General features: G+C 54.8%; 20 protein-coding genes. 10 read left to right on the top strand and 10 right to left on the bottom strand.

Going from position 1 to position 23,900, the window contains the following annotated elements:
- Nucleotides 1-43: 43 nt before the first annotated feature.
- On the bottom strand, nt 44-886 hold the full coding sequence (locus tag NA624_RS09075) for a 23S rRNA (adenine(2030)-N(6))-methyltransferase RlmJ (RefSeq protein ID WP_000954230.1): 843 nt from the start codon (nt 884-886) through the stop codon (nt 44-46).
- Between the two features lie 210 nt (nt 887-1,096).
- On the opposite strand from NA624_RS09075, the gene NA624_RS09070 reads away from it, so the two are divergent.
- The 3 genes from NA624_RS09070 to rsmJ all read left to right on the top strand — a co-directional run bounded on the left by NA624_RS09070 (nt 1,097) and on the right by rsmJ (nt 5,357).
- Nucleotides 1,097-2,368 (top strand): acid phosphatase, encoded by a 1,272-nt coding sequence (locus NA624_RS09070; RefSeq protein ID WP_000766150.1) that lies wholly within the window; start codon nt 1,097-1,099, stop codon nt 2,366-2,368.
- A 181-nt stretch (nt 2,369-2,549) separates the two neighbouring features.
- Nucleotides 2,550-4,592: an oligopeptidase A gene (gene prlC / locus NA624_RS09065; protein ID WP_000184178.1), complete on the top strand. Its 2,043-nt coding sequence runs from the start codon at nt 2,550-2,552 to the stop codon at nt 4,590-4,592.
- Between the two features lie 6 nt (nt 4,593-4,598).
- A complete protein-coding gene (gene rsmJ, locus NA624_RS09060; protein ID WP_001165136.1) occupies nt 4,599-5,357 on the top strand; it encodes a 16S rRNA (guanine(1516)-N(2))-methyltransferase RsmJ in 759 nt (252 codons plus the stop codon).
- 91 nt (nt 5,358-5,448) lie between these two features.
- On the opposite strand, the gene dtpB is transcribed toward rsmJ, so the two are convergent.
- Nucleotides 5,449-6,921, bottom strand: coding sequence for a dipeptide/tripeptide permease DtpB (dtpB, locus tag NA624_RS09055; RefSeq protein WP_001098275.1), 1,473 nt, complete (start codon nt 6,919-6,921; stop codon nt 5,449-5,451).
- A 324-nt stretch (nt 6,922-7,245) separates the two neighbouring features.
- Nucleotides 7,246-7,680, bottom strand: coding sequence for a universal stress protein UspA (gene uspA / locus NA624_RS09050; protein WP_000323565.1), 435 nt, complete (start codon nt 7,678-7,680; stop codon nt 7,246-7,248).
- A 387-nt stretch (nt 7,681-8,067) separates the two neighbouring features.
- On the opposite strand from uspA, the gene uspB reads away from it, so the two are divergent.
- Nucleotides 8,068-8,403 carry a universal stress protein UspB gene (gene uspB / locus NA624_RS09045; protein WP_000626193.1) on the top strand — a complete coding sequence of 112 codons (336 nt, stop codon included), beginning with the start codon at nt 8,068-8,070 and terminating at the stop codon, nt 8,401-8,403.
- A gap of 160 nt (nt 8,404-8,563) precedes the next feature.
- On the opposite strand, the gene pitA is transcribed toward uspB, so the two are convergent.
- Nucleotides 8,564-10,060, bottom strand: coding sequence for an inorganic phosphate transporter PitA (gene pitA, locus NA624_RS09040; protein WP_000902764.1), 1,497 nt, complete (start codon nt 10,058-10,060; stop codon nt 8,564-8,566).
- 230 nt (nt 10,061-10,290) lie between these two features.
- Between pitA and NA624_RS09035 the strand changes: the two genes are divergently transcribed.
- The 4 genes from NA624_RS09035 (at nt 10,291) to NA624_RS09020 (ending at nt 16,722) form a co-directional block, all read left to right on the top strand.
- Complete coding sequence (locus tag NA624_RS09035) at nt 10,291-11,487, top strand: NAD(P)/FAD-dependent oxidoreductase (RefSeq protein WP_000439230.1); 1,197 nt, start codon at nt 10,291-10,293, stop codon at nt 11,485-11,487.
- Between the two features lie 305 nt (nt 11,488-11,792).
- The gene (locus NA624_RS09030; protein WP_000359845.1) at nt 11,793-12,860 is read left to right on the top strand and encodes an HlyD family secretion protein; all 1,068 of its coding nucleotides are present in this window, start codon (nt 11,793-11,795) and stop codon (nt 12,858-12,860) included.
- Nucleotides 12,857-15,598, top strand: coding sequence for a ribosome-associated ATPase/putative transporter RbbA (gene rbbA / locus NA624_RS09025; protein ID WP_000202932.1), 2,742 nt, complete (start codon nt 12,857-12,859; stop codon nt 15,596-15,598). Before NA624_RS09030 ends, rbbA begins: the two co-directional genes overlap by 4 nt.
- Complete coding sequence (locus tag NA624_RS09020; RefSeq protein WP_001214750.1) at nt 15,598-16,722, top strand: ABC transporter permease; 1,125 nt, start codon at nt 15,598-15,600, stop codon at nt 16,720-16,722. Before rbbA ends, NA624_RS09020 begins: the two co-directional genes overlap by 1 nt.
- Nucleotides 16,723-16,823: 101 nt before the next feature.
- Here NA624_RS09020 and nikR read toward each other — a convergent pair whose 3' ends face one another.
- The 3 genes from nikR to NA624_RS09005 all read right to left on the bottom strand — a co-directional run bounded on the left by nikR (nt 16,824) and on the right by NA624_RS09005 (nt 18,996).
- Nucleotides 16,824-17,225, bottom strand: a complete 402-nt coding sequence (nikR, locus tag NA624_RS09015) for a nickel-responsive transcriptional regulator NikR (RefSeq protein WP_001190057.1) — start codon at nt 17,223-17,225, stop codon at nt 16,824-16,826.
- 91 nt (nt 17,226-17,316) lie between these two features.
- The gene (acpT, locus tag NA624_RS09010; protein WP_000284366.1) at nt 17,317-17,895 is read right to left on the bottom strand and encodes a 4'-phosphopantetheinyl transferase AcpT; all 579 of its coding nucleotides are present in this window, start codon (nt 17,893-17,895) and stop codon (nt 17,317-17,319) included.
- A gap of 51 nt (nt 17,896-17,946) precedes the next feature.
- Entirely contained in the window at nt 17,947-18,996 is a 1,050-nt protein-coding gene (locus NA624_RS09005) for an AI-2E family transporter (protein ID WP_000179588.1), read from the bottom strand.
- 89 nt (nt 18,997-19,085) lie between these two features.
- Between NA624_RS09005 and NA624_RS09000 the strand changes: the two genes are divergently transcribed.
- Nucleotides 19,086-20,345: an MFS transporter gene (locus tag NA624_RS09000; protein WP_077905455.1), complete on the top strand. Its 1,260-nt coding sequence runs from the start codon at nt 19,086-19,088 to the stop codon at nt 20,343-20,345.
- 3 nt (nt 20,346-20,348) lie between these two features.
- Here the strand turns inward: NA624_RS09000 and NA624_RS08995 are convergent, their stop codons facing one another.
- Both NA624_RS08995 and NA624_RS08990 read right to left on the bottom strand, forming a co-directional pair.
- A complete protein-coding gene (locus NA624_RS08995; RefSeq protein ID WP_001245277.1) occupies nt 20,349-20,906 on the bottom strand; it encodes a DcrB family lipoprotein in 558 nt (185 codons plus the stop codon).
- A gap of 72 nt (nt 20,907-20,978) precedes the next feature.
- The gene (locus NA624_RS08990) at nt 20,979-21,644 is read right to left on the bottom strand and encodes a 7-cyano-7-deazaguanine/7-aminomethyl-7-deazaguanine transporter (RefSeq protein ID WP_001518097.1); all 666 of its coding nucleotides are present in this window, start codon (nt 21,642-21,644) and stop codon (nt 20,979-20,981) included.
- Nucleotides 21,645-21,813: 169 nt separating this feature from the next.
- Between NA624_RS08990 and tusA the strand changes: the two genes are divergently transcribed.
- Entirely contained in the window at nt 21,814-22,059 is a 246-nt protein-coding gene (tusA, locus tag NA624_RS08985) for a sulfurtransferase TusA (RefSeq protein WP_001541054.1), read from the top strand.
- Between the two features lie 23 nt (nt 22,060-22,082).
- Here the strand turns inward: tusA and tcp are convergent, their stop codons facing one another.
- Complete coding sequence (gene tcp, locus NA624_RS08980; RefSeq protein ID WP_000789682.1) at nt 22,083-23,726, bottom strand: methyl-accepting chemotaxis citrate transducer; 1,644 nt, start codon at nt 23,724-23,726, stop codon at nt 22,083-22,085.
- Nucleotides 23,727-23,900 lie beyond the last annotated feature (174 nt).

Genomic DNA, 23,900 nt, shown 5'->3' with positions numbered 1-23,900 from the left:
CGATTGTATACCTGAAGGTGAAAGGTTCCACCGATGGCTGTGATTACTCCGGCACGATCCAGCTTACCGAAGTGTGTCCGTGACCGTTTGGCGCCAACCTGCTGTGCAGCCACGGTAGCACGTTGTTCATCTGCTGCTCCAGTTTCCACGGCGGGTTAACCACGATCATACCGGACGCCGTCATCCCGCGCTGATCGCTGTCCGGGCGGATCGCCAGCTCAATTTGCAGGATTTTACGGATGCCGGTGGCCTCCAGATCATGAATCATGCGCTTAATTTGCTGGCGGAGCACCACCGGATACCATAGCGCGTATGTACCGGTGGCGAAACGTTTATAACCCTCGCTGATGCCGCTGACTACCGCCTGGTAATCGGTTTTCATTTCATAAGGTGGGTCAATGAGGATCAGACCGCGGCGGGAAACCGGCGGCAATTTGGCTTTCAGTTGCTGATAGCCGTCAGCGCGTTCCACGCGGGCGCGGTTGTCTTTTTGAAACTCCGCGCGCAACAGTGGGAAGTCGCTGGGATGCAATTCCGTGAGTTGCAGACTGTCCTGCTCACGCAGCAACTGGCGGGCGATTAACGGGGAGCCCGGATAGTAGCGAAACTGCCCGCTGCGGTTGAAATGTTTTACGACGCTAATATACGGTTCCAGTTCGGCGGGCAGATCGTCCTGCTGCCAGATACGGGCGATGCCTTCCAGATACTCTCCGGTACGTTCAGCATGTTCGCTGCCCAACTGATAACGCCCCGCGCCCGCGTGCGTGTCCAGATAGAGAAACGGTTTTTCTTTCTCTTTTAGCGACTCGATGATCAGGCTCTGAACGGTATGTTTAAGGACGTCGGCGTGGTTGCCAGCGTGAAAGCTGTGACGATAACTGAGCATGGATGCAGATATTCCGGGAAGTAAACAAGTTAGCCGATAGTTTACCGCAGATCCGCGCAGATTACCCCAGTACCGCCATGTTGTTTCGCGCGTTGTGAAAGTATTGCAAGACGTGTTCGTATCATCAAACCGTCAACTGCGCAGGCCAGCATCGCCTGTGGGCAAGGTAGTGGTTTTGATCTGGCGTTATTCTTAATGAAAGGAACCATAATGAAACTACACATTACTGTACTGGCGTCATCTCTGGCGCTGGCGATGCCGGCACTGGCGAAAGATATTCCCCTGTCCCAGGCGGAGTCGATAGCGAAAAGCGTGACGCCCGACTCGGCGAGCGTCGCCTTTAATGACCTTGAGGCTCAATGGCTGACACAGTTGCGTAAGGCATTACAAGGCGATACCGCCGCGTTGACTCGCGACGCCCTGGCTCAGATGCGACAGAATTCCATCCAGGCGGATAATGCCTGGTTACAGGCTAGCGGTTATGATTTTCATACTACTGAGAATCAACAGATGGGGATTACCCTACTTTCCGCCTTCAATACATTGCCGGAAGCAGTATTGAAAGACAATCTGGCGACGGTGACGGCGATTAATCACGATGCCGATGTTAATACCCGTCACCAGGCGCTGGCGGATGCGGAAAGCGTGGAGTATCTCTATTTCCTGAGCGACGCAATGGGGCCACGGCTGGGGCGGGCATTTCTCGCCGCTTATGATAAAGGTGAGTTGGGCAAAGCGGCAGCGTTGATTAAAGCCTCGGAAGTCAGCACCGGCGCGGCGAAAAAATATTTTCATTACCCGCGTCCTTACCAGGTGCCGGGTAATACTATCCATTTGACGCCGGATGATGTGGTGGTAAAAGATGGTCATCCTTATACCGCAGGTGGCGGTGCTTTTCCCAGCGGACACACGAATACCGGTTATACGGATGCGCTGTTGATGGCGGAAATGATCCCGGAACGCTTTGATGCGCTGGTGATTCGTGGCGCGCGTTATGGCTATTCTCGCCTGGTCCTTGGCGTACACTATCCGCTGGATGTGATGGGCGCGCGGATGGTCGCGCAGCGTAATGTCGCGCATTATCTTAACGATCCGTATTATCGTACGTTATTCAACGAAGCTCGCGCTCAACTGCGCGAGGCGCTGGTGAAAGAGTGCGGTACGACGATTGTCGAATGCGCGGCATCGGCCGGAAAAGACGATCCGTACCGCGATCCGGCCATGCATACCTTCTACCGCTTCACCATGACTTATAACTTGCCGCAACAGAAAGGCGAGCATCAGCCGTTGAAAATACCAAAAGGCGCCGATGTTCTGCTACAGACAGCGCTGCCGAACCTGTCGCCAGCGCAGCGTCAGGCGTTAATGGAAGAGACGGCGTTACCGGCAGGATATCCGTTGTCGGGCGAGACCGAGGATCAACAGTTCTGGCAGCGTCTGGATCTGTCCGCTGCTTACGAGATGGCGAGAAAAACGCGCTGACGTTGTCACCCGGCTTATAAAACGTAAGCCGGGATGATGTTAAAGGGGCGGCTTATTGCAGCGATACCCACGTCTGTACGCTGTCCATCATTGAAATTCCCCTTACTATCCCCCATTCTAGATCTCATCGCGAGAGCGCCAAAAGCGCGCTCCACTCACCTTCTTCTACAGGACTGCGCATATGACCAATCCATTACTAACGTCTTTTTCACTGCCGCCTTTTTCTGCAATTAAACCGGAGCATGTGGTGCCTGCGGTCACCAAAGCGTTGGCCGATTGCCGGGCGGCGGTAGAAGGCGTTGTGGCGCATGGCGCGCCGTATAGCTGGGAGAACCTCTGCCAGCCGTTGGCGGAAGCCGACGATGTTCTGGGGCGTATTTTCTCGCCAATTAGCCACTTAAACTCGGTGAAAAATAGTCCGGAGCTGCGTGAAGCCTACGAACAGACGCTGCCGCTGCTGTCTGAATACAGCACCTGGGTTGGGCAACATGAAGGGTTGTACAATGCGTACCGCGACCTGCGCGACGGCGATCATTACGCCACTCTGAATACCGCGCAGAAGAAAGCGGTTGATAACGCGCTGCGTGATTTTGAACTGTCCGGCATCGGTCTGCCGAAAGAGAAACAGCAGCGTTACGGCGAAATCGCCACTCGCCTGTCTGAGCTGGGCAACCAGTACAGCAATAATGTGCTCGATGCCACCATGGGCTGGACGAAGCTCATCACCGACGAAGCCGAGCTGGCGGGAATGCCGGAAAGCGCGCTCGCCGCCGCTAAAGCCCAGGCGGAAGCCAAAGAGCAGGAAGGTTACCTGCTGACCCTGGATATCCCGAGCTATCTGCCGGTCATGACCTACTGCGACAACCAGGCGTTGCGCGAAGAGATGTATCGCGCCTATTCCACTCGCGCCTCCGACCAGGGGCCGAACGCCGGTAAGTGGGATAACAGCCCGGTGATGGAAGAAATTCTTGCGCTGCGCCATGAACTGGCGCAACTGCTGGGCTTCGAAAATTATGCCCATGAATCGCTGGCCACCAAAATGGCGGAAAATCCGCAGCAGGTGCTCGATTTCTTAACCGATCTGGCGAAACGCGCCCGTCCGCAGGGGGAAAAAGAGCTGGCCCAGCTGCGTGCCTTCGCCAAAGCCGAATTTGGCGTTGAGGAGCTGCAACCGTGGGATATCGCGTACTACAGTGAAAAGCAAAAACAGCACCTGTACAGCATCAGCGATGAGCAGCTACGTCCGTACTTCCCGGAAAACAAAGCCGTGAATGGCCTGTTTGAAGTGGTGAAACGTATTTACGGCATCACTGCCAAAGAGCGTACTGACGTTGATGTCTGGCACCCGGAAGTGCGTTTCTTTGAACTGTATGACGAAAATAACGAGCTGCGCGGCAGCTTCTACCTTGACCTGTACGCACGCGAACACAAACGCGGCGGGGCGTGGATGGACGACTGTGTCGGCCAGATGCGTAAAGCGGACGGCACATTGCAAAAGCCGGTCGCTTATCTGACCTGTAATTTCAACCGTCCGGTGAACGGTAAACCCGCTCTGTTTACCCATGACGAAGTGATCACCCTGTTCCACGAGTTTGGTCATGGCCTGCATCATATGCTGACCCGCATTGAGACTGCCGGGGTCTCCGGTATCAGCGGCGTGCCGTGGGACGCGGTCGAACTGCCAAGTCAGTTTATGGAAAACTGGTGCTGGGAGCCGGAAGCGCTGGCGTTTATCTCCGGCCACTATGAAACCGGCGAACCGCTGCCGAAGGAGCTGCTGGATAAAATGCTGGCGGCGAAAAACTATCAGGCGGCGCTGTTTATTCTGCGTCAGCTGGAGTTCGGTCTGTTTGATTTCCGTCTGCATGCGGAATTTAACCCGCAGCAAGGGGCGAAAATTCTTGAGACGCTCTTTGAAATTAAAAAACAGGTCGCCGTGGTGCCGTCACCGACATGGGGCCGCTTCCCACATGCATTCAGCCATATCTTTGCTGGCGGCTATGCGGCAGGCTACTACAGCTATCTGTGGGCCGACGTACTGGCGGCGGACGCGTATTCCCGCTTTGAGGAGGAAGGCATTTTCAACCGTGAGACCGGTCAGTCATTCCTTGATAACATCCTGACTCGCGGTGGTTCTGAAGAGCCGATGGAACTCTTTAAACGCTTCCGTGGCCGTGAACCACAACTGGACGCGATGCTGGAGCATTACGGGATTAAAGGCTGATTTTACGTGCAAATCTGCTTAATGGATGAAACGGGCGCCACAAACGGCGCCTTATCTGTTCTGGCTGCCCGCTGGGGACTGGAGCATGACGAAGACAATCTAATGGCGCTGGTATTGACGCCGCAACATCTGGAGCTGCGCAAGCGCGACGAACCGAAGCTTGGCGGCATTTTCGTCGATTTTGTCGGCGGCGCGATGGCCCATCGACGTAAGTTCGGCGGTGGGCGCGGTGAAGCGGTGGCGAAAGCCGTCGGTATCAAAGGCGATTATCTGCCGGATGTGGTTGATGCCACGGCCGGACTGGGGCGCGATGCGTTTGTGCTGGCCTCCGTCGGTTGCCGCGTGCGGATGCTGGAGCGTAACCCGGTGGTTGCCGCGCTGCTCGACGACGGCCTGACGCGCGGCTACGCCGATGCGGACATTGGCGGCTGGCTTCAGGAGCGTTTGCAGCTGATTCATGCTTCCAGCCTGACGGCGTTAACCGATATCACGCCGCGCCCGCAGGTGGTCTACCTCGATCCGATGTTTCCTCACCGGCAGAAAAGCGCGCTGGTGAAGAAAGAGATGCGGGTGTTTCAGTCGCTGGTGGGGCCGGATCTCGACGCCGACGGACTGCTGGAACCGGCGCGTCAGCTAGCGACCAAACGCGTGGTGGTTAAACGTCCCGATTATGCGCCGCCGCTGGCGGATGTCGCGACGCCCAACGCCATCGTCACCAAAGGGCATCGGTTTGATATTTATGCCGGAACCCCTCTGACGGAGTAACGGATTGCCCGATGGCGCTACGCTTATCGGGCCTACGATTCTCAATTATTTGTAGGCCGGATAAGGCGTAAGCCGTATCCGGCACTGAGTATTACTGTTCGGTACCTGGCGTATTAATCATCCGGTTTAACCACGGCACCATAATGGCCATCACCACGGTGACCGCCAGCGTTACCAGACCAATTTTGCTAAAGACGCCGGTATAAATTGGCAGCGTCTGTAACGGATCGGTGATGTTTTCCGGTACGGCAGTGAAGGTCGCCACATAACCGCCGAGCAGGAAGGCGGCGGCCTGGGTCAGGAACCACATTCCCAGAATAAAGCCCATCAGATGCTGCGGCACCAGAGCGGCGACCATCGCCAGCCCCAGCGCGCTAATCAGCAGCTCGCCCAGACTCTGGAACAGATACACCAGCACGATAAACCACGGCGACGTCAATCCTTGCGCATCGGCAAACCACATCCCGGCGGCGGCGGCGGTCAGAAAACCCAGCGCGCAGAGGAACATGCCGAGCGTAAACTTCATCGGCATGGTCAGATCTTTGCCTTTGCTACCCAGTCGGGTGTAAATCGCTGCCAGTACCGGACTGGCGACGACCACCCAGAATGGGTTCAGCGCCTGAAAACTCACCGGGTTAATGGCGAATCCAAGAATTTCATGATGCACGTTATTAATCGCAAAGAAGTTCAGCGAGGTAGGCATCTGCGCATACAGAATGTAAAACAGCACGGCTTCAATCATCAGAATAAACGCCACGAACATTTTATTGCGGCCGGTTTTATCCAGACGAAACGCTTCGCGAAAGAAGAAAATAGTGACGACGATAGAAAGGACGATGAGCACCAGATTGGCAATCTTAACGTTGTGCATCAGCCAGGCGCAGAGGAAAATCATGACGACGGTGCCGAGCAGTACCAGCAGCAAATTGCGAAAACGTAGCGGTTTATGATCCGGTTCAGAACCGATATTTTTCACCATGCCACGGCAGGCGAAGTACACCAGAAGCGCAACAATTAAACCAGCGCCGCACAGATTATAGGTCACCGCATAGCCAAATTTATCGGCAATCACCGGCGCCAGCGATAGCGATAACAAAGAACCGATGTTAATCGACATATAAAACAGGGTGAAAGCGCCATCCAGCCGGGGATCTTTAGGCTGATAGCATTTAGAGAGCAGGCTGGCGGGATTGGCTTTAAATAACCCGTTGCCCACGGCAATCGTACCCAGTGCGATAAAAATCAGATCGGGATTTAATAGCGACATGCCGGTCATAAAATAGCCAATCGCCAGCACAATCGCGCCCAGGACCAGGGTGCGTTTAGTCCCTAACAGATGGTCGCCAACATAGCCGCCGATGGAGATCAGGCCATAAACCAGCGCCGCAAAAGCGCCAAAGGTAATAAAGGCCTGTTCCTGAGAAAAACCCAATTGTTTAACGAAAAAGACCGCCAGGATGCCCTGGACGCCGTAATAGCCAAATCGTTCCCATAATTCTACAAAAAAGATCATGAAGAATGGACGAGGTTGCTGCAGCAAGCCCGTAGGTGCAGTTGTATTCATATTCCTTCGCCTTTCAATGCCATCCCGAAACGTATGAACGCGTATATCAAAACGCGCCGAAAAGTCTTACCCTGATATAGACTGCGGTTATTAGCCTGATCAATAGGTTATTATACAAATGATACGCAAACTAATTAGTGGATCACACTAATTATGTTTGGTGTGATGGAATGATGTACTGAGTACTGCGAAGAAGGGGGGATAAACAAAACGCCCACATAAGCGGGCGTTGTTGTTGATAGCCGGAATTTGCCTGATGGTTCAGGCCAACCTGATTGACTATAGACCAGATGCGGTCTTAGCCGCCAGCCGGCACGGCAAGTATTACTCTTCTTCGTCGCGCAGTGGCACAATCAGCATGTCAACGTGAACGGTGTTGATCAGCTGGCGCGCAGAAGACATCAGTTTGCTCCAGAAGTCCTGGTGATGACCGCAAACGACCAGATCCATATCGTATTTCTTGATGGCGTCAACCAGCACCTGGCCCAAATCGCCGCTACCGCTCAGGGTTTCAGTGATAGGGTAGCCAGCGTTGGTAGACAGCTCGGTCAGCGCGTGGTGGGTTTCTTCGGAGATACGTTTCTGCATATCGCCCAGATTGACGTCAATCAGACCGGTGTACAGGTCTGAATAGTTCACATCAACGTGGATGAGGGAGATTTTCGCGTTGTAGGGGCGCGCCATAGAGACCGCTTTTTCAACCAGAACTTTACTTTCCGGGGAGAGATCAACTGCGATAAGAATGTGTTTATAAGCCATAGTGTTACTCCTTCCATAAGTTGTCGATGACCATTGAGCTACTGGCGTTTCTTATGCCGCCGCGTCACCCGCGTCCTGCGAACTCTATGCGCGGGGCTAGCTCAGCCGTTTACCATAACTATCCTTACATTATAGCGACCAGGATAATCCGTCAATCTGCCTTGCTTGCCAGTTAGTTAAACAAAATTTTCAGGGAATTGCATTGATAGTGATTAACCTTCTGGTAAAAAAATTAACTGATCTCCTACAATGTGTATAAGAGCCGTTCGAATGCGGAGCGCTAATATGGACGGCTTTCGTAGTACTCTTTCACTGATTGTCTGGCAGGGTATCGGGGAGCGGTAGTCCCGGAGAGGAACTCCGTGGGCGGGTCGCCGGGGAGGAGATATGATAAGCACCGTCTCACTATTCTGGGCTTTATGTGTCGTTTGCATTGTTAATATGGCGCGCTATTTCTCATCGCTACGCGCACTGTTAGTGGTACTTCGTGGTTGCGATCCTTTGCTCTATCAATATGTCGATGGCGGCGGCTTCTTTACCACGCATGGTCAGCCCAACAAACAGGTGCGCCTGGTATGGTATATCTACGCTCAGCGCTATCGCGATCATCATGATGAAGAATTTATTCGCCGTTGTGAACGCGTGCGCCGCCAGTTTCTGCTGACCAGCGCGTTATGCGGTTTGGTGGTGGTGAGCTTGATTGCGCTCATGATTTGGCACTGAATAAAAAAAGCGGGCCAGTTTCCTGACCCGCTCGTATTAGATAAGCCTCCCGGATGACAGGCTCGGCTGCCTGATGACGCCGCTTGTAGCGGCCTGTCAGGCCTGTGTCGTTTCATCCTGACAGGCCGGATTAGCGACAGCGCTATCCGGCCCATTTGGCTTAAATAATCTTCAGGGAAAGCCAGTACAGCACGCCGGAAAGAATAATCGCCGCCGGTAACGTAAATACCCAGGCCATCAGAATGCTGGTCACGGTTTTACGCTGCAACCCGCCGCCATCAACGACCATGGTTCCCGCCACTGAAGAGGAGAGTACGTGAGTGGTAGAAACTGGCATACCGGTGTAGCTGGCAAGACCGATAGAGACTGCCGCCGTCATCTGCGCCGACATTCCCTGCGCATACGTCATGCCTTTTTTACCAATTTTCTCGCCGATAGTGGTCGCCACGCGACGCCAGCCGATCATCGTACCAATACCCAGCGCCAACGCCACTGCCATAATGATCCACACCGGCGCATACTCAATGGTGCTTAACATATCGGTCTTCAGCTTTTTCAGCAGGCGCTGGTCATCGCTGCTTACGCCAGGCAATTTCACGACTTTATCGGTCGTGTCGGAAATGCACAGCATAATGCGACGCAACTGACTACGCTGTTCAACGCTTAACTTGTCGTAGCTTTCCACGTTTGCCAGCATCCCTTTCGCACGGTTAAGCGCGTTAATGGTGTTAGCCGGATGGCAGTGGAATTCAGTCGGTTCAGTCGCGCCCGGTTCCGGAGAGGGGATCAGTTGGTCAACGCCGGTGACGGCTTTCAGCAGGTCAGGACGCTGCTCAAAGTACGTTTCGACATTGTTGATAGCATCGCGCGTACGGGTGATTTCGTAGCTGGAGGCATTCATATTGACCACGAAACCCGCAGGCGCGACGCCAATCAGCACCAGCATGACCAGGCCAATGCCTTTCTGACCATCGTTCGCGCCATGCGAAAACGCCACGCCGATAGCTGAGAGGATTAGCGCGATACGCGTCCAGAACGGCGGCTTTTTCTTGCCGTCTTTCTTTTCACGTTCGGCTGGCGTCAGGTGGATACGGGCGCGTTTCTTAGTACCGCTCCAGTAGCGGCGCAGCAAGAAAATCAGACCGCCGGCGAATACCAGACCGACAATAGGGGAGATAATGAGTGAACCGAAAATATTGATAACTTTCGGGATGTTAAGCGCATCCACCACTGACGTGCCGGTCATCATCGCATTGGTTAAACCGATGCCGATAATGGCGCCAATCAGCGTGTGGGAACTGGACGCCGGCAACCCGAAATACCAGGTACCGAGGTTCCAGATAATCGCCGCCAGCAACATGGAAAAGACCATAGCGAGGCCGTGCGCGGAACCCATGTTGAGCAGGAGATCTGTCGGTAGCATATGCACAATGGCATACGCCACGCTGAGACCCCCCAGCAAAACGCCAAAAAAGTTAAACACCGCCGCCATGACAACCGCCAGCTGCGAACGCATCGCACGGGTGTAAATCACGGTTGCGACTGCATTGGCTGTGTCATGGAAGCCGTTAATCGCTTCGTAGAACAGCACAAAAGCCAGAGCAAGCAATAATAAAAGCCCGGTATGTAAATCCAGGCCAGCAAACAAATGTAGCATAGGACGTTACGCCATTTTGAGGACATGAACGCGGCGCATTATCAGTGACTTTGGCGGCGCGGGCAAAGTGAAATATAGACTTTTTTTGATGTACTTCGTGCTTTGTTTGATATCACTAAAGAATTATCTTATATATTTCAGATAAATACCATTTTCAGGCGCTTTTCGCGCTGGTGCGACCACTGAGGAAACTTTACAATTCCCGCCCGAATTTGAGAGAGGAAGGCGACGTGGAAAGGTTTGATGCCGTTATTATAGGCGCTGGCGCAGCGGGCATGTTTTGCGCCGCGCAGGCAGGACAGGCGGGTAGCCGCGTGCTGCTCATCGATAATGGCAAGAAGCCAGGACGTAAAATCCTCATGTCCGGCGGTGGGCGCTGCAACTTTACTAATCTTTATGTTGAGCCTGCTGCGTATTTGAGCCAGAACCCCCATTTTTGCAAATCAGCATTAGCCCGCTATACCCAGTGGGACTTTATCGATCTGGTCGGCAGGTATGGGATAGCCTGGCATGAGAAAACGCTGGGACAGCTTTTTTGCGATGATTCCGCCCAACGCATTGTCGATATGCTGGTTGCCGAGTGCGACAAAGGCGGCGTAACGATGCGCCTGCGTAGCGAGGTACTGAGCGTCGAGCGTGATGAGTCGGGTTTCGTACTGGCGTTGAACGGCGAGACGGTGACTACGCAAAAGCTGGTGATTGCCAGCGGCGGCCTGTCGATGCCGGGGCTTGGCGCATCGCCGTTTGGCTATAAAATCGCCGAACAGTTTGGTCTCAAGGTGTTGCCGACGCGCGCCGGGCTGGTGCCCTTTACGCTGCATAAGCCGCTGTTAGAACAGCTCCAGACGCTGTCTGGCGTCTCTGTGCCCTGCGTGATTACCGCCCGCAATGGCACGGTATTTCGGGAAAACCTACTTTTTACCCATCGTGGGCTGTCCGGCCCCGCCGTTTTACAGATTTCCAGCTACTGGCAACCGGGCGAGTTAGTGAGCATTAACTTATTGCCGGACCTCTCGCTGGAAGACGTTCTCAATGAACAGCGTAACGCGCACCCGAACCAGAGTCTGAAGAACACGCTGGCGATGCATCTGCCGAAACGGTTGGTGGAGTGTTTACAACAGTTGGGGCACATCCCGGATGTATCGCTCAGGCAGTTGAACGTTCGTGACCAGCAGGCGTTGGTTGACACGCTTACGGCCTGGCAAGTGCAGCCTAACGGCACCGAAGGCTATCGGACAGCGGAAGTGACGCTGGGCGGCGTGGATACAAACGAACTATCATCGCGGACTATGGAAGCGCGCCGCGTGCCGGGTCTCTATTTTATCGGCGAAGTGATGGACGTCACCGGCTGGTTGGGCGGCTATAACTTCCAGTGGGCGTGGTCGAGCGCCTGGGCCTGCGCGCAGGATTTGGCGGCAAAACGCTAAGTACCATTACAAACAATAAGCGAATAGACATCCCGGACAGAGGTGTTAGTATCGATTTATAGCAGTTATGAGTATGCGTGTTTCATTTACGGCCAGGAACGCTGATGATGACAACATTACTCCCTCTTTTCCGGGTACCTACATCATTCACTCCCTTTGACGGCGAGCGCTTCATCGGCGTCTGTTCGTCGTCTGGCCCCTTTTCTTTTTTCATTCTTATCCCGAATGGAAACCCCCGCTGAGCGCACGCCCGGCGGACTTTGTGACACGCATGGTTAGACAACAGGGATTACGGCGGGTCGATTATGGACAAAATGAAGCGTCATCTGGTGTGGTGGGGAGCGGGGATTCTTGTGGTGGTGGCCGCGATAGCCTGGTGGATGCTGCGCCCTGCGGGAATACCGGAGGGGTTTGCCGCCAGCAACGGCAGAATTGAAGCCACCGAAGTGGATATTGCCACTAAGATTGCCGGGCGTATTGATACCATCCTCGTTTCGGAAGGGCAGTTCGTTCGTCAGGGCGAGGTGCTGGCGAAAATGGATACCCGCGTATTGCAGGAGCAGCGGCTGGAGGCGATCGCGCAAATCAAAGAAGCCGAAAGCGCGGTTGCCGCCGCCCGTGCCTTGCTGGAGCAACGCCAGAGTGAAATGCGCGCCGCGCAGTCGGTCGTCAAACAGCGGGAAGCTGAGCTGGACTCCGTCTCTAAACGTCACGTGCGTTCCCGTTCGCTGTCGCAGCGTGGCGCGGTATCTGTACAACAGTTAGATGACGATCGCGCGGCGGCGGAAAGCGCGCGCGCCGCCCTGGAGACCGCCAAAGCGCAGGTATCTGCGGCAAAAGCGGCGATTGAGGCGGCGCGTACCAGTATTATCCAGGCGCAAACGCGCGTGGAAGCGGCGCAGGCGACCGAGCGGCGTATTGTCGCCGACATCGACGACAGCGAATTAAAAGCGCCGCGCGATGGACGCGTGCAGTACCGCGTTGCGGAGCCGGGCGAAGTGTTATCGGCTGGCGGCCGGGTGTTGAACATGGTCGATCTCAGCGACGTTTATATGACATTTTTCCTGCCGACCGAACAGGCGGGGTTGTTGAAGATCGGCGGCGAAGCGCGACTGGTGCTGGACGCCGCGCCGGATCTGCGTATTCCGGCGACGATCAGTTTTGTCGCCAGCGTGGCGCAGTTCACACCCAAAACCGTGGAAACCCACGATGAACGGTTAAAGCTGATGTTCCGCGTCAAAGCGCGTATTCCGCCAGAGCTGCTGCGACAGCATCTGGAATATGTCAAAACCGGTTTGCCGGGAATGGCATGGGTTCGTCTGGATGAGCGCGTGCCCTGGCCTGACGATCTGAACGTGAGGTTGTCGCAATGACGTCGCTGACGCTGGTGCCTGTTCCTCCCGTGGCGCAGCTTGAGGGGGTGAGCCAGCATTACGGAAAAACGGTCGCGCTGAACAATATCACGCTGGACATTCCCGCCCGTAGTATGGTCGGGCTGATTGGTCCGGACGGGGTGGGTAAGTCGAGCCTGCTGTCGCTGATTTCTGGCGCGCGGGTGATTGAGCAAGGGAACGTTATCGTCCTGGGCGGCGATATGCGCGATGCGAAACATCGCCGCGACGTCTGTCCGCGCATCGCCTGGATGCCGCAGGGGCTGGGGAAAAACCTTTATCACACGTTATCGGTTTATGAGAACGTCGATTTTTTCGCTCGCCTCTTTGGTCATGACAAAGCTGAACGCGAAGCGCGTATTACCGAGCTGCTGAACAGCACCGGCCTGGCGCCATTTCGTGACCGTCCTGCCGGGAAGCTGTCCGGTGGGATGAAACAAAAGCTGGGGCTGTGCTGTGCGCTGATTCATGACCCGGAATTGCTGATTCTTGATGAGCCTACCACCGGCGTGGACCCGCTCTCCCGCGCTCAGTTCTGGGACTTAATCGACAGTATCCGCCAACGGCAGACCAATATGAGCGTGTTGGTCGCAACGGCCTATATGGAAGAGGCGGAGCGTTTTGACTGGCTGGTGGCGATGAATGCGGGCGAGGTACTGGCAACCGGCAGCGCGCAGCAACTGCGGGCAAAAACCCATAGTGCGACGCTGGAGCAGGCGTTTATCGCCCTGTTGCCAGAAGCGCAGCGCCAGGCGCATAAGCCAGTGGTGATCCCGCCGTATCACGCTGAGCAGGAAGAGATTGCCATTGAGGCGAAAGATCTGACCATGCGCTTCGGTAAGTTCGTCGCGGTTGACCATGTTAATTTCCGCATTCCGCGCGGCGAGATTTTTGGCTTCCTTGGTTCAAACGGTTGCGGCAAATCGACCACCATGAAAATGCTGACCGGTCTGCTTCCCGCCAGCGAAGGCCAGGCCTGGCTATTTGGCCAGCCGGTAGACCCGAACGACATCGATACCCGTCGCCGGGTCGGGTATATGTCGCAGGCTTTTTCGCTCTATAACGAACTCACCGTGCGGCAGAATCTGGAACTTCATGCCCGCCTGTTTCATATTCCGCCAGCGGAGATCCCGGCGCGCGTCGCGCAGATGATCGAACGCTTTATGCTAACGGAGGTGGAAGATACGCTCCCCGCTTCGTTGCCGCTCGGTATCCGCCAGCGTTTATCGCTGGCGGTAGCGGTGATCCATCGCCCGGAAATGCTGATTCTTGATGAGCCAACGTCCGGCGTTGATCCGGTCGCCAGGGATATGTTCTGGCAGCTTATGGTCGATCTTTCGCGTCAGGATAAGGTGACGATTTTTATCTCGACCCATTTTATGAACGAAGCGGAACGTTGCGACCGAATGTCATTGATGCACGCCGGTAAAGTGCTCGCCAGCGGTACGCCGCAGGAATTGGTGCAACAGCGGGGTGCGGCCACTCTGGAGGCGGCGTTTATTTCCTGGCTACAGGAAGCTGCGGGAGCGGCGCCTGAAACCCCAATACCGCCATCCCAGACGCCCGCCGCGTCAGGTAAACCGTCGCGGCAGGGATTGAGCTTCCGGCGTTTGTTCAGCTACAGTCGCCGCGAAGCGCTGGAGCTACGCCGCGATCCGGTACGCTCGACGCTGGCGCTGCTGGGAACGGTAATTCTGATGCTGATTATGGGCTATGGCATCAGTATGGACGTGGAGAACTTGCGTTTTGCCGTACTCGACCGCGATCAAACCGTCAGTAGCCAGGCATGGTCGCTCAATCTGGCGGGATCGCGCTATTTTATCGAACAGCCGCCGCTCGCCAGCTATGACGAGCTTGACCGGCGGATGCGTTCGGGAGAGTTGGCGGTTGCCATTGAGATCCCGCCTAATTTTGGCCGCGATATTGCTCGCGGTACGCCAGCGCAGATTGGCGTCTGGGTGGATGGCGCCATGCCCAGCCGCGCCGAGACGGTGAAGGGGTACGTTCAGGCGATGCACCAAAGCTGGCTGCAGGAGGCGGCAAGTCGTCAGCCGAACCCGGTTAAACAGACCGGGCTGCTCAACATTGAAACGCGCTATCGTTATAACCCGGATGTGAAAAGTCTGCCCGCTATCGTTCCGGCGGTCATTCCGCTGCTGCTCATGATGATCCCGTCAATGCTTAGCGCCCTGAGCGTGGTGCGGGAGAAAGAGCTGGGGTCGATGATTAATCTGTACGTAACGCCGACGACGCGCAGCGAATTTTTGCTGGGTAAACAACTGCCGTATATCGCGCTGGGTATGCTGAACTTCTTGCTACTGTGCGCGCTGTCGGTCTTTGTGTTCGGCGTGCCGCTGAAAGGCAGCTTTCTCACGCTTACCCTCGCGGCGCTACTTTACGTCATCATCGCCACCGGTCTGGGGCTGCTGATCTCTACGTTTATGAAGAGCCAAATCGCCGCTATTTTTGGGACGTCGATTATTACCCTCATTCCGGCAACACAATTTTCCGGCATGATCGATCCGGTGGCTTCGCTGGAAGGACCGGGAAGATGGATCGGCGAGATCTACCCGACCAGCCATTTTCTGACGATCGCGCGCGGGACGTTTTCCAAAGCGTTGGATCTGTCCGATCTCTGGCCGTTATTTATGCCGTTACTGATTGCCGTCCCGGTGGTGATGGGTCTGAGCATTCTGCTGCTGAAAAAACAGGAGGGGTAATGCGCGGATTACGTAATATTTATAACCTCGGCGTCAAAGAACTGCGCAGTCTGCTGGGCGACAAAGCGATGCTGGCGCTGATCGTCTTCGCCTTTACGATTTCGGTTTACTCCTCCGCTACCGTCCTGCCCGGTTCGTTGCATCTTGCCCCTATCGCCATCGCCGATATGGATCAGTCGCAGTTGTCGAACCGTATTGTGAATAGTTTTTACCGCCCGTGGTTTCTGCCGCCGGAGATGATTACGGCAACGGAAATGGATGCCGGACTGGATGCCGGACGCTATACCTTTGCGGTCAATATTCCGCCGAATTTCCAGCGTGATGTGCTGGCCGGACGTCAGCCTGATATTCAGGTTAACGTCGATGCGACGCGCATGAGCCAGGCGTTTACCGGCAACAGTTATATCCAGAATATTATTAGCGGCGAGGTCAACAGCTTTGTGGCGCGCGCGCGGGGAGATAACGTTCAGCCGGTGTCGCTGGAGATTCGGATGCGCTTTAACCCGAATCTGGACCCGGCGTGGTTTGGCGGCGTGATGGCGATTATCAACAACATTACCATGCTGGCGATAGTGCTGACCGGATCGGCGCTGATCCGCGAGCGAGAACACGGCACGGTAGAGCATCTGTTGGTGATGCCGGTCACGCCCTTTGAGATCATGATGGCAAAAGTATGGTCGATGGGGCTGGTCGTGCTGGTGGTTTCCGGTTTGTCTTTGATGCTGATGGTGAAAGGCGTACTTGGCGTACCGATTGAAGGATCGATCCCATTGTTTATGTTGGGCGTAGCGCTGAGCCTGTTCGCCACCACTTCAATTGGGATTTTTATGGGCACCATCGCCCGTTCGATGCCGCAACTGGGGTTATTAATGATTCTGGTACTGTTACCGCTACAAATGCTTTCCGGCGGTTCCACGCCGCGCGAAAGTATGCCGCAGGCGGTGCAGGATATTATGCTGACCATGCCGACGACGCATTTTGTCAGCCTTGCCCAGGCTATTCTTTATCGCGGCGCAGGTTTGAGCATCGTCTGGCCGCAGTTCCTGACCCTGCTGGCGATAGGCGGCGTGTTCTTCCTGATAGCGCTGTTACGCTTCAGAAAAACGATTGGCACGATGGCGTGAACACTATTGCCGGAGGGCGGCTGCGCCTCATCCGGCCTACAAACGACGACGTGCGAGCGTAGGCCGGGCAAGCGAAGCGCCCCCGGCAAGGCGCTGGGGCGTTAGTCTTCTTTCGGCAAACACTGCAAGTGGCCGTGGCGCACGCCGCGCTGGGCGATAACATCATCGGCAAAATGCTGTACGTCGCCCATATCGCCCTTCAGAACGGCGATCTCCAGACAGTCATCGTGGTTGATATGGACGTGCAGCGTGGCGACGGATAAATCATGATGATGATGCTGGGTGGAGACGATGCGGCTGGCTAAATCCCGTTTCTCATGTTCATAAACATATGAAAGTACCGCGAAACCCTGTGTACCGTGTTCCTGGGTGGCCTCCTGCGCCAGAGCGCCGCGCAAAATATCACGGATCGCTTCGGAGCGGTTGTTATAGCCGCGTCGCTGGCTCAGGCTGTCCAGCGTTTCCAGTAAATCGTCATCGAGGGTGATGGTGACACGTTGCATCTGACTTAAACCTTTTGGTATGGCGCGTCGGCGCATGGGAAGCTCCGCATTTTGTAACACACGTCCGCCGCCAGAGGGAAAAATTAATGTGTCATAACGCTTTTGTTATCGTCTGCGGCGTCAGCGTAAACGGTGTGGGGGTACAGACTGCCAGACTGAGCGTATCGAGCTGACACTGGCTGACCGACAAGGCAGAGGGCAACGTGCTGTCCACGCTGACGATTTGCCAGGCGCTGCCGCCGCGTTGTTTTACGATGGCTTCTTTACGCGTCCAGATACGCCAGAAGGCCGCCAGTTGTCGCTCCGGACGTTCCGCTTCCATTTCAGCATGTTCGCCGAGGCTGAATACCGCATTTGCCAGCGAACGCCAGTTATCGCGCGGGCGGATCACTTCAATATCGCAGCCGACTTCACCTTCGTCGCTAAGCAACAGAGCAATAGTGTCGCCGCTATGGCTGAGGTTAAACCACAGCGGCGTTCCGGCGGAAAAAGCCGGTTTACCCTGTTCGCCATACACCATCTCCGGTAGCGGCGAGAGCGCACGGGAAAGCAGCACGCGCCCGGCCAGCCAGCTTGCCCGGCGAACGCCCTGCGGTGCCTGAGCGATTAACGCGTCGGGCAATTGACCTGCGCTTAATGTTGACACTTTTCCCAGAACGATCTGGTACATATCAGGACCAACGTTGCCTATGAAGAAGAGGAGATTGTAGCATCTGTCGCCTCATCCCGGTAAACGGCTTTTCGGTCGGCCTGGCCCCAGCAAGATCGCCAGTTTGCTGCCGCCTTTAGTAGTTTCCATCCAGATTTTGCAGACGCTGGTCAAAGGAACGGACAAGAGCATCCCGACCGGGCCTAATAGCCATCCCCAGACCAATAACGAAAGAAATACCACCAGCGTGGACATTCCCAGACGATGGCCCATCATGCGTGGCTCCATAATGTTGCCAATCACCATATGGACCACCAAAAAGAGCGCGCCGACCAGTACGCACTCGTAAAAACCGTTAAATAACAGCGCCTGAATCATGGGGGGAACGGCGGAAATCACCGAGCCGATATTAGGAACGTAATTGAGCAAAAAGGCCAGTACGCCCCACATTAGCGCAAACTGAATATCCATTAACGCCAGTCCCAGCCAGATAATCGCGCCCGTCCATAAACTGAGCAGCGTTTTCAGCGCCAGATAATGCGAGACGCCTTTCAGGGCGCGGTGCAGGCCGGCAATATGGATTTGTGGATTGTTTAGCGCGAAACGTAATTTATAAGGCACGTGACGCACCTCAAACAGCATAAAAACCACGGTCATCACCAGCAGCACAATGCTTGCCATCGCGCCCGATACGCCGGTCATTAATGTTGTGGTGAAGAGCATGATTTTATCGGAATCCATCCCGCGGAGCATACGTTCCGGCGACATATGTAAATTCAGGAAGGGCATTAACTCCTGAAGGTGTAAGACCTTACGCGTCAGCTCCTTGCTGTATTTAGGCAGCATAGCGATAAATTCATTAAGCGATGCAGCAAGCACACCCACCAGCGCGGTAAGCACGATCAGCATGACGACCACCACGATAGTAATCGCCAGCGGTCGCTTCACGCCCCGGCGAATAAACCAGGTCACTAATGGATTAAGAACAATGGCGAAAAAGAGCGCCAGCAAGAGTTGTACAATAATATCCGCCGCGGCATGAATCCCGGCGAGAATAATAACCAGGGAGGCCAGTTTCAGCAGAATATGCATACCCGTTTTGTCGGGTTGAGCGGTTGCCATGAAGTTTTCCTTGTTGTGTTTTTTTCTAAGTGTAGCGGCTGCCCTGATACCGATAATCTGAATCTCACTACTGATTTTCACCGCGCGCCATGATAGAAAAGAAAACATGTTGTAAAAATGCGGTGATACTCATGCCCGAACCCGTCGCTGAACCGGCGCTAAACGGATTGCGCCTCAATCTGCGTATTGTCTCCATTGTGATGTTTAACTTTGCCAGCTACCTGACCATCGGCCTGCCGCTCGCCGTCTTGCCAGGCTATGTGCATGATGCGATGGGATTCAGCGCGTTCTGGGCGGGGCTTATTATCAGCCTGCAATACTTCGCCACTCTGTTAAGCCGTCCCCATGCCGGGCGGTATGCGGATGTATTAGGGCCGAAAAAAATCGTTGTCTTTGGCTTATGCGGCTGTTTTTTAAGCGGACTCGGCTACCTGCTGGCGGATATCGCCAGCGCCTGGCCGCTGATCAGTTTGTTGCTACTGGGGCTGGGTCGCGTGATTTTGGGGATTGGGCAAAGTTTTGCCGGCACCGGTTCGACACTGTGGGGCGTCGGCGTCGTCGGGTCGTTGCATATTGGTCGGGTTATCTCTTGGAACGGTATCGTCACCTACGGCGCAATGGCGATGGGCGCGCCGCTGGGCGTGCTGTGTTATGCCTGGGGCGGGTTACAGGGGCTGGCGCTAACGGTGATGGGCGTGGCGCTGTTGGCGATACTGTTAGCCCTTCCACGTCCGTCGGTGAAGGCGAACAAAGGCAAGCCGCTGCCGTTTCGCGCGGTGCTGGGGCGTGTCTGGCTGTATGGTATGGCGTTGGCGCTGGCCTCGGCAGGGTTTGGCGTCATCGCGACGTTTATTACCTTATTTTATGATGCTAAAGGCTGGGATGGTGCCGCCTTTGCGCTCACGTTATTTAGCGTCGCGTTTGTCGGCACGCGTTTGCTGTTCCCTAACGGTATCAATCGTTTAGGCGGGTTGAATGTCGCCATGATCTGCTTTGGCGTGGAGATTATTGGTCTGTTACTGGTGGGAACGGCAGCCATGCCGTGGATGGCAAAAATCGGCGTTTTACTCACGGGGATGGGGTTTTCGCTGGTCTTTCCGGCGCTGGGCGTGGTGGCCGTCAAAGCCGTGCCGCCGCAGAACCAGGGCGCGGCGCTGGCGACCTATACCGTCTTTATGGATATGTCTTTGGGGGTTACCGGGCCGCTGGCGGGGCTGGTGATGACCTGGGCGGGCGTGCCGGTGATTTATCTGGCGGCAGCCGGGCTGGTAGCGATGGCGTTATTGCTGACCTGGCGCTTAAAAAAACGGCCTCCGTCTGCACTGCCGGAGGCCGCATCATCATCGTAAAGGTTACTTAATAACTAACGTATTGATGATGTTTTCAGCCGTGGTTTGCGCTTTTTGCTGATTGTCCGCAGGCAGCGTGACCTGAATCGTCAGCAATTGGTTATCCACTTTGCCCAGCACGATGGAAGAGTACGCCGTCTGGCCTTTCGCGGAGATAATGCTGTCCAGTTGTTGCAACGTATGGCCTTTGAGCTCAATAGACTTATTGGTGACGACCTGAAGCTGCGGGTCGCGGCTACGCTGTTGCTCAAGCAGGCGGTTCGCCAGCACCGGCAACGCTTCATCGGTATTATCGCCGACGATAACAATCACCGCTTTCTGGCCCGTCGGGTCAGAATAAACGTGCATATTATTCGCCTGGGTGCCCAGCTTACCGCTTTGATCGGTCATATCCGCCGGCAGTGAGAAACTGAGTTTGCCATCCATCAGGCTGATGGGCTGACCGGAGGCCTGGCTTTCTGCGGCGGCGCTTTCTGCCGACGCTTTTGTATCGTTGTTATCACAGGCCGCAAGCCCCATAACCAGCAGGCCAATACCGGCATATTTAACCAAATTGCGCATTGACTTCTTCCTTTCGATAAACGGCCATAACGGCTCATTCGCTCATCTTATCACAACTCGGAAAACGAACCTTTAACTTGCCGGTAATGGGGAAATTTCAGATTTATCTGCCAGCTTTTTCAGCAACATATTCAGTAGAACGCCGTACATCGGCAGGAAGAAAATAATGCTGATGAGCACCTTAAAGCAATAATCCACTAGCGCAATTTCCATCCAGTGCCCGGCCATAAAGGCATCGGGGCTTCGCCAGAACGCAATGAAGAAAAAGGCAAGGGTATCGCTGATATTGCCAAACAGCGTTGAAGCGGTCGGCGCCAGCCACCAGCGACGATTTTGGCGCAGGCGGTTAAACACATGGACATCAAGGATCTGTCCCAGCGCGTAGGCCATAAAGCTGGCGGCGGCGATACGGGCGACAAACAGATTAAAGTTCGCCAGCGCGGCGAAACCTTGCCAGGCGCCCATATAGAACAGCGATGACACCACATACGACACCAGCAGCGCGGGGATCATGACGGCGAAGATAATGCGGCGCGCCAGCGGTGCGCCAAAAATACGCACGGTAAGATCGGTGGCGAGAAAAATAAAAGGAAAACTAAACGCGCCCCAGGTCGTGTGGAAACCAAAAATAGTGATGGGGAGCTGCACCAGATAGTTACTGGAAATGATCACCAGTAAATGGAATAGCGATAGCCAGAACAACGCTTTTACGCGCTGTGATTGTGTAAACGGAGTCATATTGTGACCTTTTTGTTGGATGGGGTGAGGGAACCCAATAAAGAACCGCCGCATAATACTGTTTTGCGCTGGCATTGCAATGGCTAATTTTCACGCAATCGTTAACCTGCCTGGCTTACTGACGAAGATGGGCGTAAAATATCGCCGTTTTTCTACCATTGAGACGAAGATGAGCGATCTGTTTTCCTCCCCTGACCATACGCTTGACGCCCTGGGGCTGCGTTGCCCTGAACCGGTAATGATGGTGCGCAAAACGGTGCGCAACATGCAAACTGGCGAAACATTGCTGATTATCGCCGACGATCCGGCGACGACGCGTGATATTCCGGGGTTCTGTACCTTTATGGAACACGATTTGCTGGCGCAAGAGACGGAGGGTCTGCCGTACCGCTATTTATTGCGTAAAGCGCATTAACCGCACGGCAGATAGCATTCTGATTAGAAGCTTTCCCAGTTCGCCTGTTCTGCGGCGGGCTGTGGCGTTAAGCCTTTGCTTAACGGCGTCGGCGACGCCTCCCGACGAGGCTGTTTTTGGATGCGGAACGCGGCGACCGCCTGACGAAGTTCGTTAGCCTGATCTTCCAGCGCCGCCGCCGCTGCTGCGGATTCCTCTACCAGCGAGGCGTTTTGCTGCGTCACGCTGTCCATTTCCGATACCGCCTGCGCCACCTGCTCAATGCCTTTGCTTTGCTCATCGGAGGCAGAGGCGATTTCGCCCATAATATCGGTTACGCGGGTCACGGCGTTGACGATCTCTTTCATGGTTTCTCCCGCTTCGCGTACCTGCGTAGAGCCGGTATCAATGCGCGACACGGAGTTTTCAATCAGTACTTTGATCTCTTTGGCGGCCTGCGCGCTACGGCTGGCCAACGTGCGTACCTCTCCGGCGACGACCGCGAATCCTCGCCCCTGTTCGCCGGCGCGGGCGGCTTCTACCGCGGCGTTCAGCGCCAGGATATTAGTCTGGAAGGCGATACCGTCAATCACGCTGGTGATGTCCACGATTTTTTCCGAGCTTTCGGCGATATCGTTCATGGTGCTCACTACGTTATCCACCACGCGTCCTCCTTTACGCGCGGTTTCTGATGCGGTTTTCGCCAGACCCGTCGCCTGTCGTGCGTTATCGGTGTTTTGCCGTACCGTGGCGGTTAACTGTTCCATGCTGGCGGCGGTTTCCTCCAGCGCCGAGGCCTGCTGTTCGGTACGGGAAGAGAGGTCGCTGCTACCGGCGGAAATTTCGCCTGCGCCAGTATAGATAGAGTCTGCGTTATCGCGCACCGCGCTGACGGTACGGATTAACGACTGCTGCATCGTTTTGAGACCGGCGGCCAGTTGGCCCATTTCACTGCGTCCTTCGGCCTCTATCTCATGGGTAAGATCGCCGTCGGCGATAGTTTGAATGTGCGCCATAATCCGTTGCAGCGGGCGGAGTAGAACGCGTTGCAGCCCCAGCCAGATAAACGCCAGCACGATGAGTACGATAAGTAGAATTATCCCCAGCGTCCATTGCATCTGGGTAAAACTGCTCTGATTCTGATCGCTGGCTAATTTTATTAATTGCGCATTTTGAGAGAGCCACTGGTCATATACCTGCTCCATGTCATCCTGCGCTTTTTGCGCGTCAAGGTTGCCATAGGCGGCGTAATTATCGGCTTTAAGATAGTGGATAGACTGCTGCAAAACGTCATACATCTGCTTAAAGCTGGCTTCGGCCTGGGCATCCAACGCCGGATCTTTGCCCGCGATCGCTTCGGAGTTCACGTAGTTGTTGAAATGCTTTTCCGCTTCGTTGAGCGACGCGCCAGCGTTGGTTAACAGCGTGTTCATGGCGTCCAGTGAGGCGGGATCGCGCTGATTTTTTAACATGCGTATCGCCACGCGGTTAATGGTGACGCGGGTTTCGATCAATGTCTGAAAACTGCCGCCCAGTTCCTGTTGTTGGTAACTCAGCGCGCTCGCATTCTGGAAATTCAGCCGATCGCTGCTGACGGCGGAATAAAACAGTATTCCTGTCACCAACAATAAGGCGCTAAATATGCCCAGCGTCGCGATAACGCCGGTGATGACTTTGATATTTTTCATAGTGCCTAACATTCCTTATTTTGTAGACGGTATGATCAATATCGGTTGGATAAAAATTAACCTTACATCAAATCACGCTATTTCTGATTAATGTTTTGATAAGTAATAGAAAATAAATAATTTTCGCGTGAATAATATGAACAAAGAAAGGAATATCGCGGGATAACCCGGCGA

Origin of the sequence: Salmonella sp. NW38 (assembly GCF_051807745.1) — a bacterium.
GTDB classification, from domain to species: Bacteria; Pseudomonadota; Gammaproteobacteria; order Enterobacterales; family Enterobacteriaceae; genus Salmonella; species Salmonella enterica.
The sequence above is the reverse complement of the archived record's forward strand: the minus strand, read 5'-3'. Positions and strand labels throughout refer to the sequence as shown.